The organism is Kineothrix sp. MSJ-39 (assembly GCF_018917935.1).
GTDB lineage: Bacteria > Bacillota > Clostridia > Lachnospirales > Lachnospiraceae > CAG-194.
The window spans coordinates 43,429-53,678 of record NZ_JAHLPN010000021.1; the positions used below are offsets into that span (position 1 = coordinate 43,429).

The 10,250-nt window shown below is 44.4% G+C and carries 10 protein-coding genes; 6 read left to right on the top strand and 4 right to left on the bottom strand.

The window, feature by feature from the left end:
• Positions 1–32 precede the first annotated feature (32 nt).
• Together KQI22_RS11905 and KQI22_RS11910 are read left to right on the top strand one after the other, a co-directional pair.
• Positions 33–857 (top strand): substrate-binding periplasmic protein, encoded by an 825-nt coding sequence (locus KQI22_RS11905; RefSeq protein ID WP_216552630.1) that lies wholly within the window; start codon positions 33–35, stop codon positions 855–857.
• On the top strand, positions 847–3,051 hold the full coding sequence (locus KQI22_RS11910) for an ATP-binding protein (protein ID WP_216552632.1): 2,205 nt from the start codon (positions 847–849) through the stop codon (positions 3,049–3,051). Before KQI22_RS11905 ends, KQI22_RS11910 begins: the two co-directional genes overlap by 11 nt.
• Here the strand turns inward: KQI22_RS11910 and KQI22_RS11915 are convergent, their stop codons facing one another.
• The gene (locus KQI22_RS11915) at positions 3,052–4,392 is read right to left on the bottom strand and encodes an MATE family efflux transporter (RefSeq protein WP_216552634.1); all 1,341 of its coding nucleotides are present in this window, start codon (positions 4,390–4,392) and stop codon (positions 3,052–3,054) included. It lies immediately after the preceding gene.
• A gap of 30 nt (positions 4,393–4,422) precedes the next feature.
• Complete coding sequence (locus tag KQI22_RS11920; protein ID WP_216552636.1) at positions 4,423–5,082, bottom strand: cupin domain-containing protein; 660 nt, start codon at positions 5,080–5,082, stop codon at positions 4,423–4,425.
• A 49-nt stretch (positions 5,083–5,131) separates the two neighbouring features.
• Here KQI22_RS11920 and KQI22_RS11925 point away from each other — a divergent pair, with 49 nt between their 5' ends.
• A complete protein-coding gene (locus KQI22_RS11925) occupies positions 5,132–5,350 on the top strand; it encodes a hypothetical protein (RefSeq protein WP_216552638.1) in 219 nt (72 codons plus the stop codon).
• Here KQI22_RS11925 and KQI22_RS11930 read toward each other — a convergent pair.
• Positions 5,347–6,237 (bottom strand): LysR family transcriptional regulator, encoded by an 891-nt coding sequence (locus KQI22_RS11930; protein WP_216552641.1) that lies wholly within the window; start codon positions 6,235–6,237, stop codon positions 5,347–5,349. The genes KQI22_RS11925 and KQI22_RS11930 overlap by 4 nt on opposite strands.
• Before the next feature lie 120 nt (positions 6,238–6,357).
• On the opposite strand from KQI22_RS11930, the gene KQI22_RS11935 reads away from it, so the two are divergent.
• Positions 6,358–7,755, top strand: a complete 1,398-nt coding sequence (locus KQI22_RS11935) for a sodium-dependent transporter (protein WP_216552643.1) — start codon at positions 6,358–6,360, stop codon at positions 7,753–7,755.
• A 16-nt stretch (positions 7,756–7,771) separates the two neighbouring features.
• Here the strand turns inward: KQI22_RS11935 and KQI22_RS11940 are convergent, their stop codons facing one another.
• Positions 7,772–8,452, bottom strand: a complete 681-nt coding sequence (locus tag KQI22_RS11940; protein WP_216552645.1) for a Crp/Fnr family transcriptional regulator — start codon at positions 8,450–8,452, stop codon at positions 7,772–7,774.
• A gap of 85 nt (positions 8,453–8,537) precedes the next feature.
• Here KQI22_RS11940 and KQI22_RS11945 point away from each other — a divergent pair, with 85 nt between their 5' ends.
• Positions 8,538–9,140, top strand: a complete 603-nt coding sequence (locus tag KQI22_RS11945) for an ATP-binding protein (protein ID WP_216552647.1) — start codon at positions 8,538–8,540, stop codon at positions 9,138–9,140.
• A 792-nt stretch (positions 9,141–9,932) separates the two neighbouring features.
• The gene (locus KQI22_RS11950) at positions 9,933–10,073 is read left to right on the top strand and encodes a hypothetical protein (protein WP_216552651.1); all 141 of its coding nucleotides are present in this window, start codon (positions 9,933–9,935) and stop codon (positions 10,071–10,073) included.
• The last annotated feature ends 177 nt before the right edge of the window (positions 10,074–10,250 follow it).

Consider the following 10,250-nt stretch of genomic DNA (forward strand, 5'->3'; position numbering starts at 1 on the left):
TTGTGTCTTATGTTGCAGGGAAGAAGGAAAATATGAAGAATAAGAAAATAGCTTTAGGGGTGTTGCTCTTGTTTTTGCTGGGCTTGCTCGGAGGGTGTGGCAGACAGCAGAAGGAATCGGAAACGGGCGACAAAGCTGACACGGGAAAGTTACCGGTGATCACAGTAGGGTGTGATGATTATTCGCCGTTCAGCTATGCAGATGTGGACGGTGAACTGACAGGGATCGATGTAGAGCTTGCAAGGGAAGCCTTTGCGAGGATGGGCTATGCGCCGGAATTTACATTTATCAACTGGGAAGAAAAAAAGAATCTGCTGGCAGAGGGTAAGATAGACTGCATCTGGAGCAGCTTTACCATGAATGACCGGGAAAATGAGTATCACTGGGCAGGCCCTTATATGCGCAGCAGGCAGGTTGTGGCTGTAAATAAGGACAGTGATATCTATTCCCTGCAGGATCTGGAAGGCAAGGTGATCGCAGTACAGAGTACCACAAAACCGGAAGATATTATCCGCAGCCATGACGGAATGCTGCCAAAGCTCAGAAAAGTGATCTCCGTGCAAAAAAGAGATCTGATCTTTATTCTTCTTGGAAAAGGGTATGTGGATGCACTGGCAGCGCATGATACTTCGGTAGATCAGTTTATGGAAGATACCGGCTTTCAGTTCAGGATCCTGGAGGAGCCACTGCAGTCCGTTGATCTGGGAGTGGCTTTTGATAAGGATGATACAAGGGGGCTTGACACAGAGCTGACGGCGACTCTGCGTGATATGCAGGAGGATGGAACAGTAGAAAACATTATCGGCAAATATTTATCCGATGCGGAACGATATCTGGAGGGTGCAGATGAAAAATAAACAGGTCATACAATGGAAACACATTGTGCCGCTTGAAATTTTTGCCGGGATCATAATGCTGATGGCAGTTTTCTTTTTTGCATCACGTTCTGATATGAAAAAAGCAGAGAGTAAGCTGATCACAACTGTGGAATATATGAAAGAACAGTGTAACAGCAGCCAGATCCGTGATCTGGCATCAGAGGCAAAGAGCCTTCTGCGGGTAACGGAAAGTACGGATCAGATCCGCTGGCGGCTGAAATATGGCGGGGAAATACAGAAAAATGGCGGGATAGACAGCAATGTATTAGAAACATTTGTGGAGGATACTTTCCTGGACGGATTGTTTCTGCTGGATGCGGATGGTACAGTGCAGGCAGAATATAACAGCTGTGGACATAACAGTACGGAAGTGCTTGATAAGGTGGATAAAGACTCGCTGATGGATATTTTGTCTTTCCAGGAAAAAAGCTATACGATCAGAATCACATATGAGGATGAATCCCATATTGATCTGGCAGCTGTCAGCAGAATAGATGAGGCGGGAGTTGTAGTCGGCTATTATTACACATCTGCAGAATATGCGCAAATTGTCAATAACCCGATCCGCACACTGGTAGCGGGCTATACACCGGAGAGTGACGGTACGATCGTGATCAGTGACGGAAATCAGATCATCGTATCAAATGATGCGTCACTTGTCGGTACAAAAGTAGAAGATACCCATATTTTAAAGTGTATCATGGAGCGTGGAACGGGAACACATCTGATCCATGCCAAGGACAAAAATAAGGTGCTCGGAAATCACTTCGGACTCATGGATAAGAGCCGTGATTATTATATCTATGCGTTTATGGGGGAATATAAAGTCTTTTCCACAACACTATACATTGTGCTTTGCAGCCTGTTCTTATATCTGGTATTGCTGATCCTGATCAATTTATTGCTTCTCAGAACCGGAAAAACATATGAAGAAAAACAGTTAGAGGCAAAAGAGGAGTATCTGCAAAAGCTGGAGAGCAAAAACAAACAGCTGCAGGCTGCTGTACAGGCTGCGGAAAGGGCAAATGCGGCAAAGAGCAACTTTCTGTCACGCATGAGTCATGATATCCGCACACCACTGAATGGTATCATCGGACTGCTTAAAATTGACGAAACGCATTTTGATGACCGGGAACTGGTGGAGGAAAATCATAAGAAAATGCAGATTTCGGCAAATCATCTGCTTTCTCTGATCAATGATGTGTTGCAGATGAGTAAGCTGGAGGATGGCAATATTGTACTGACGCATGAACGGATCAGTCTGTGTGAACTGACGCAGGATATTGTGCTGATCATTATCGGACGGGCTGTGGAAGCAGGCATTGAATGGGATTATGAGAAGGGAAAATCCGTCATTCCGTATCCCTATATTTATGGAAGCCCTGTTCATCTGCGCCAGATATTCCTGAATATCTACGGAAATTGTATCAAATACAATCGCCCGGGCGGAAAGATCACAACGATCGTGGATACGCTGGAGGAGCACGACGGGATCTGTACCTACAGATGGACGATCTCTGATACGGGGATTGGTATGAGTCAGGCATTTCTGGCACATATTTTTGAGCCGTTCGCACAGGAGAAAAATGATGCCAGAAGTGAGTATCAGGGAACCGGTCTCGGTATGGCGATCGTGAAAGGACTGGTTGACCGGATGGGAGGCAGCATTTCCGTAACGAGTGAAGAAGGAGTCGGTTCTACGTTTGTGATCTGTATTCCGTTTGAGATTGCACCGGCGCCGGAGCAGCCTGAAGAGCAGGCAACAGAAACGAAAACGGATATTAAGGGGATGCATCTGTTACTGGTAGAAGATAATGAACTGAATGCAGAGATTGCGGAAATGATGCTGACGGATCAGGGGGCAGAGATCACGCTTGTGCAGAATGGAAAGCAGGCAGTGGATCTGTTTGCAGAGAGTCCTGAGGGCGCGTTTGATGCGATCTTGATGGATATTATGATGCCGGTTATGGACGGATTGACTGCAACGAAAAACATCCGCGCCATGAACCGCGCGGATGCCAAAACGATCCCGATCATTGCCATGACGGCAAATGCCTTTAAAGAGGATGCGGATAAGTGCATCGCAGCAGGCATGAATGCGCATCTGGCAAAACCACTTGATATGGAAAAAGTTGTATTTGAGATCCGAAAGGCTGTTGACAGCAGAGGCTGATCAGACAGCCGGATTTCGCATCATTTTATAATAGCACGGAATCAGCAGTGCGCAGGCTCCGAACCAGGCAAGCGGGCTGGCAATGCAGACGGATATGTAACCAATCACACCGGAAAGACCGACTGTTGCGGCAATTCGCATGACAAGCTCGATCATGCAGGCTGCAAAAGGGGCGGCTCCGTTCTGCATACTCTGGACAGAAGTACGATATACTGCCAGCAGTCCGAGCAGAAAATAAAACGGTGCAACGATCGTCAGATACTGATCGGAATAGTAGTAAATTTCTGCGGTAGGTGCGGAAAGAAACAGCCGCACGATCGGATGACGCAGCAGCAGGATTCCTGCACACATGAGCAGATTGAACGTTTCCGTCTGGATCAGACAGGCGCGTACACCTAAGCGGATCCTGGCCTTGTTGCCCGCACCGAAGTTTTGTGCCACATAATTGGAAATCGCGGTCATCATGGCATTATTGACAAGGACAGAAAGCTGATCTGCTTTGGAAGCGGCGGTATAGCCTGCAACGGCGGCAGTTCCCATGGAATTGACAACTGTCTGCATCGCGAGCTGTCCGATGCACATGACGGACATCTGGAAGCCCATCGGAAACCCGGTCTTCAAATGCTGGATGGCGACGCCTTTTAAATTGTGAAAATCCTCTCTGCACAGATGCAGGATGGGATATTTTTGCAGCCCAACAAACAGACAGAGCAGAGCGGAAAGAAACTGCGACAGGATCGTTGCCCAGGCAGCACCTGCAACGCCCATATGAAGCGGCAGGATAAACAGCACATCCAGTACAATATTCAGAACAGACGAAAATACAAGAAAATAAAGCGGTGTTTTACTGTCTCCGAGTGCACGCAGCATATTGGAGATCATATTGTAAAATACCGTTGCACCTGTTCCGAGGAGTACAACAAACATATAGGCATAAGCCGCATCTTCAATATCTGCCGGAATCTTCATCAAAATAAGAAACATACGTGCAGACAGGCAGCAGATCAGGGTAAGGACTACGGTAAAGGCAACGCTCAGCAGCGTGGAAACCGCAATGCTTTTGCGCATGCCATTTTCATCTTTTGCGCCGCAGTACTGACCGAGACAGATCCCAAATCCACCTGTAAATCCATTGATAAAGCAAAAAACAAAATAAATGATAATACTGGTTGAACCAACAGCGGCAAGTGCATCCGCGCCCAGGGTTTTGCCAACAATAACAGAATCCGCCAGTGTGTAAAAGAGCTGGAACAGATTGCCCAAAATAACGGGAATCGCAAATTTCAGCAGTGACCAGAACGGGTTACCGCATGTCAGATCCATTTCTTTTGTTTTAGACATAAAAGCCTCCTGAAAGCAATATGCTATCGCTTATGCAAGGACAAGTAATAATGCCATTTTAAATCTGCCGTTTGCTGTGACGCTGTGCAGACCGTTCTTTTCAAAACGGAAGCATTCTCCGGCGGAAAGTTCGTAATCCTTTCCTTCATAGCCGATCGTAGCCTTGCCTTCGAGTGCAAATACGATCGCATTGCCCGGTGCCCGGTGAGGTGTCAGTCCGGTTCCTTCATCAAATGCCATAAGCACATATTTCATGGTCGGATTGCTGACAACATCCATGTTGGCAATGCTGCCTTCTTCATAGTCGATCAGATTTTTCAGTTCAAATACTTCGTTTGTTTTTACGTTTGGGTTCATAGTAATCTCCTTTTCTGTGTTGTTTTCCAAAATGATCTCTGTGTATACCATACCGGAAGCTGTCTCCATTCCGCATAAGGTTTTGCCGGGAACGATGAGTACCGTATCGGGCAAAAGCAGTTTTTCTTCCGCTTTTTCTCCGATCAGGATATTTCCCTGACCCGCCGCACCGATATACATGGTCATACGGTCATAACTTTCCTGGCTGATAGAGGTGTCCCTGCCGAGTGAGAAGAGGGTAACTTTTGTGGTATTTCCCAGCTTCGTGTCTCTGGATATGGTGAATCCATCCCGGATAGGACGCAGTTGTTCAATGGTAAATACTTGATCCATAATAACTCCTTTTGTTTTTCTCTTAGTATGTGAAAGAGTTGTTTATAATATGAATATAAGCTATAATGAACCAAAAGAAAAGGACAAAATTGAAATGTTTTTTTACTGGGAATTGCCACTGTATCTGCCGGTGCTTTCGGTTGTCACTTATACTTATCATGGTGTGGCTGAACACGATTTTGTTTCTCTACCTGGGCGGGCTTACTGTGCTGGGAGGAATCCTGATGATATGTTAGCAATCCACGGAATCGTTCAAAAGCTGCCTTAAGCCGGAAAAGTATCCGTCACAGCAGGAAAACGGTAGGTGCGGATGAAGGAAAAGCATTTGGAGACGACCGGAGAAAGTGCTGATTCATCACGGACAGCAACCCCGATCACGCGCTCCTCATAGGGAACGATCCGAAGCATTTTTATGCCCTGTTTTAACTGATACATAGTCAGTAAGGGCATAATGGCAAAGCCGAAACCGTTTTTAACCATTTCCACGGTTGTCATATCGTCTACGACATGGCAGGCAGTATGGACATCCAGATTTAATTTGGTCATGATCCGTCTGGCGTCAGCATCACACGATTCACGTTGCATGATAAAAGGCATATTTTTGAGATCGGAAAGATGGATCTCATCGGGAGAGGCGGTTGGGGTATCACAACGCAAAATGCACATGAGCGGATCTGCAAAAATTTTATAAAAAGAAAAGCCGGGATTGATCGTCTGCGACAAAAAGCCGATGTCTACAGTTCCGGTTTTTAACCAGTCAATGATATCCTCATAGGAGCCTTGGTAGATCTCAAAGGTGATATGAGGATATATTTTTTGAAAATCCCCGATCAGTGCAGGCAGATAATGGCACATGGAATTAAAGATCCCAAGCCGGATATGTCCTTTGCTCAGCCCGTGCATTTCCGAAACATGCTGCTGCAGGGCATCTTCTTTATATACAATTTCGGAAATGAGCGGCAATACGGACTCCCCGAAGGAAGTGAGCAGAACGCCGCTCTTATTGCGGATAAAGAGAGAAGAGCCGAGCTCTTTTTCCAGCTCCTTCACGGTGTGGCTGATAGCAGGCGGTGTGACATGATAGAGCTCAGCAGCTTTTTGAAAACTTCTGTATTTTTCAATGGTTAAAAAGATGCGGTAGGCAAGGATGTCCATATCTGTTCCTTTCTGATAGTTAAATATATTTTAACTAATTGTTAAATAAATAAAAATGTACTTACCATTAGTTTAATGATACCATGATGTGGTGTCAATAAAAAGAATGAGGTATTTAGGATGAAACAAAAGAGTGGATTTAGTGGACAAATTGGGTTTGTATTTGCCGCTGCGGGAAGTGCGGTAGGCGTTGGAAATCTGTGGAGATTTCCGTATCTGGCAGCAAAAGACGGAGGTGGGCTTTTTCTGCTCATCTATCTGGTGCTTGTACTGACGGTTGGTTTTACACTGCTGACAACGGATATCGCGATCGGCAGAAAAACGGGAAAAAGTGCGATCTATGCGTATGAGGCTATGCGGAAAAAGTGGAAGTTTTTAGGCGTGCTCACATTTCTCGTACCGGTTCTGATCATGACTTATTATGCGGTGATCGGCGGATGGATCTTGAAGTATATCACTATCTATCTGCTGGGCTCCGGCAAGGAGGCAGTGGCAGACAACTGTTTTACTTCCTTTATTTCTTCGCCGTCATCTGTCTGGTTCAGTCTGGTATTTATGTTTTTGACAGCACTGATCGTATATAATGGCGTGGAAAAGGGAATTGAGCGTGTTTCCAAGTTTATCATGCCGGTTTTGCTCATCATGGTGATCGGGATCGCCATCTTTTCCCTGACGCTGAAAACAACGCTGGAGGACGGAACCGTGCGGACAGGGCTCCAGGGACTGGTGATCTATTTAAAACCGGATTTGACAGGGATCACAGTGCAGCGTTTTTTACAGATTTCGCTGGATGCAATGAGTCAGTTGTTCTTTTCCCTGAGTGTATCGATGGGCATTATGATCACTTACGGTTCTTATGTGAAAAAGGATGTGGATCTGAATAAAGCAGTGTCGCAGATCGAACTGATGGATACGGGCGTGGCTTTTCTGGCAGGTATTATGATCATTCCGGCTGTCTTTGTATTCTCAGGACTGGATGGAATGGCAGCAGGACCGGGACTGATGTTTGTATCACTTCCGAAGGTATTCTATCAGATGGGATTTGCAGGCAGAATGGTCGGTATCATATTCTTCCTGCTGGCAGCTTTTGCAGCACTGACATCCTGTATTTCCGTGCTGGAATCCATCACAGCAAACTGTATGGAGCTGTTCCATACGGAGCGAAAGAAGACAACGGGAATTTTATCTGTGATCTATTTGATCGCCACAGCAGTGATCGCGCTGGGCTACAGTGTATTTTACGTGGAGGTCGGCTTGCCAAATGGCAGCACAGGACAACTTCTTGATATCATGGATTATATCAGCAACAGTTTTCTGATGCCGTTTATTGCACTTTTGTCTTCCATTTTGATCGGCTGGATCATGAAGCCTTCCTGGATCGCCGAGGAGATGGAATTGAACGGTACGAAATTTAAGCGGAAAAAACTGTATCAGATCATGATCTGTTTTGTTATGCCGGTCATTATGACAATCTTATTCCTGCAGTCAACGGGATTTTTGAATCTGTTTATGAAGTAAGCATATGCTTATTTTATCATTCCGGCTTTAATAATTTAAAATAACTGCGCCGTGTTTCGAGGAGACCAAGCGAGGCAAGCTTGCTGATCTCTGCGGACATGGCGCTTCTTTCTACGCCGAGATAATCTGCAAGCTGTTGTCTGTTAAACGGAATATAGAAAGCATTTGTGCCTTTTTCTTTTGCCTGATCATTCAGATAAGCAAGCAGTTTTTCTGCCGTTGTTTTATGCAAAGTATATTTCAGCTTCCGGTTCAGATACATGTTTTTACGAGCCACAATGCCAAGCAGGTTCCGGATCAGGACAGTGTGATAAGCCCATGCTTCATCGGTAGCTTGCAGCAGGGCATGGCTGCTGACGGTTAAGATACGGCAGTCTGTGGCTGCGACGATCGTGACAGGAAGCTCTGTGATACCTGCACAGGCGAAAGCCTCTGCAAAAAGAGCACCGGCGGAAACAGAAGCAGTAATACTCCGATTGCCGTAATAATCATCCTGCAGGATGTGGATATCGCCCTCAAGCACAATGCCGATAAAATTGACCGCATCACCGAAGTGGCGGATCGTTTCTTCTTTTTTATATTGTCTGACATGTGCGTTCAGCTTTTCAAGTACATAAGGTAGTTCTGCCTGCGGAATTCCATGAAATAACGGATTTTTCTGTAAAGCAGTTCCATAGGATGCAAAAATTTCTGACATAACAGCTCCTTTTGTTGGAAATCCAACATAATTATTGCAGTGAGTTTAGTACAATGACGACAGAAAAGTCAAGGAGGAATTAGAAATGGTTAGAAAGATCATTCATATTGATGAAGAAAAATGTAATGGCTGCGGGATCTGTGCAACCGCTTGCCATGAAGGCGCGATAGAGATCATAGACGGAAAGGCAAAACTGACAAGAGAGCATTTTTGCGACGGGTTCGGCGATTGTCTGCCGGGCTGTCCGACCGGTGCGATCACATTTGAGGAAAGGGAAGCACCTGCTTATGATGAAGCAGCGGTACTGAAAGCAAAGCAGGAAAAAGACAGACTGCTCAACTGGCCGGTACAGATCCGGCTGGCACCTGTGCAGAGTCCGTATTTTGAAGGCGCAAAGCTGCTTATTGCAGCAGATTGTACAGCCTATGCCTATGCAAAATTCCACAGTGAATTTGTAGCAGGCAGGGCAACACTGATCGGCTGTCCGAAGCTGGATGGTGTCAATTACAGCGAAAAGCTGACGGAGATCCTGAAGCAGAATGATATCCGTTCCGTAACTGTGCTCCGCATGGAAGTCCCATGCTGCGGCGGGCTGGAAATGGCAGCAAAGAAAGCACTGCAGGACTGTGGTAAAATGATCCCCTGGCAGGTCGTGACGATCTCCATCGACGGAAAGATCCTGGACTGACACTGAGGATGAGCAATGTATAAAAAAGGGCACTTGAATAATCAAGTGCCCTAGTGTATAATCTACTTAGAAAGGTTATCGGATGTATTATCCGATTGCCCTCAGTAAATGATATTCAATTAAGAAATAGCATTCGCTTTGGACGGTGGGATGCTATTTCTTTTTGCCGTTATGGTTATCTATGTAAGACAGAGCCGCAAAAACAACTAATAAAAGTGTAAGCACTTCTAATGTGTTCATTGGCATCACCCCTCTTTCGTAATACTAGAGGGCATAACTCGGAAAATCACATCCTGCTTTCTTTTCAATCACACAAACAGCAGTATAACATAAAAAATCATATACCTGATAAAAAGAGACAGATCTGATATATGCTGAATGCTAAAAATATGAGATACATATTATGTTGTGGGAAAAGACCTTTAAAATAAATGTTTTTATGTTGCTTTTGGGAAAAAATAAAAATATAATGATTTTATTTACAGTTTTATACTACAATGACAAAAAAGCTGGCAGGTTATATTAAAATTTACCGAAACCGTAATACTTATATTGGATACTATGGCTATAATGGCATATTGCCTATGGATACTGCTGGTTATTATAGTATTGGCAATATTTGTAATTAGGGTTTGAATGGTTTGCAGAGTGATGATAGTAAAATTGTAAATAATACGACTACAGACGCTATTTTTGTATGTATATACTGCCAAAATATGTCTTGAGTGTTCAGTACAATATTAATAATTATACAATAAGTTCAATTGCGATTAGTAGGAAGGCGGTGGAAGGATGGAAGAAATGAGCAGCCGTGAAATGTATAATTTAATAATTAAACTTGAAAAAGAAGGAATGAGTTCTGATAAAATCATTGAGATTATTAAATTTATTGAAGAAAATAAACTAACTGAAAGCCAGTTAAATGATAAATAGTGTATAGTTAGAAGGGCAGATCTACGCAAATAGTCTGCTCTTTTATAGCGTGCATTATTGTAGGTTTGTCAAACATGTGTTACATTGACGCAAGATAATCCATAAGCACTTGTTTGGGAGTTTTCCAGTTTAATGGGTGCATAGGGAAATTGTTGTAATCTCTACGATTATAAAGCG

Excerpts from the sequence above, each read along its gene's own strand:
- KQI22_RS11905 (WP_216552630.1), top strand. The coding sequence starts at position 33 with ATGAAGAATAAGAAAATAGCTTTAGGGGTGTTGCTCTTGTTTTTGCTG.
- KQI22_RS11910 (WP_216552632.1), top strand. The coding sequence starts at position 847 with ATGAAAAATAAACAGGTCATACAATGGAAACACATTGTGCCGCTTGAA.
- KQI22_RS11915 (WP_216552634.1), bottom strand. The coding sequence starts at position 4,392 with ATGTCTAAAACAAAAGAAATGGATCTGACATGCGGTAACCCGTTCTGG.
- KQI22_RS11920 (WP_216552636.1), bottom strand. The coding sequence starts at position 5,082 with ATGGATCAAGTATTTACCATTGAACAACTGCGTCCTATCCGGGATGGA.
- KQI22_RS11925 (WP_216552638.1), top strand. The coding sequence starts at position 5,132 with ATGAATATAAGCTATAATGAACCAAAAGAAAAGGACAAAATTGAAATG.
- KQI22_RS11930 (WP_216552641.1), bottom strand. The coding sequence starts at position 6,237 with ATGGACATCCTTGCCTACCGCATCTTTTTAACCATTGAAAAATACAGA.
- KQI22_RS11935 (WP_216552643.1), top strand. The coding sequence starts at position 6,358 with ATGAAACAAAAGAGTGGATTTAGTGGACAAATTGGGTTTGTATTTGCC.
- KQI22_RS11940 (WP_216552645.1), bottom strand. The coding sequence starts at position 8,452 with ATGTCAGAAATTTTTGCATCCTATGGAACTGCTTTACAGAAAAATCCG.
- KQI22_RS11945 (WP_216552647.1), top strand. The coding sequence starts at position 8,538 with ATGGTTAGAAAGATCATTCATATTGATGAAGAAAAATGTAATGGCTGC.
- KQI22_RS11950 (WP_216552651.1), top strand. The coding sequence starts at position 9,933 with ATGGAAGAAATGAGCAGCCGTGAAATGTATAATTTAATAATTAAACTT.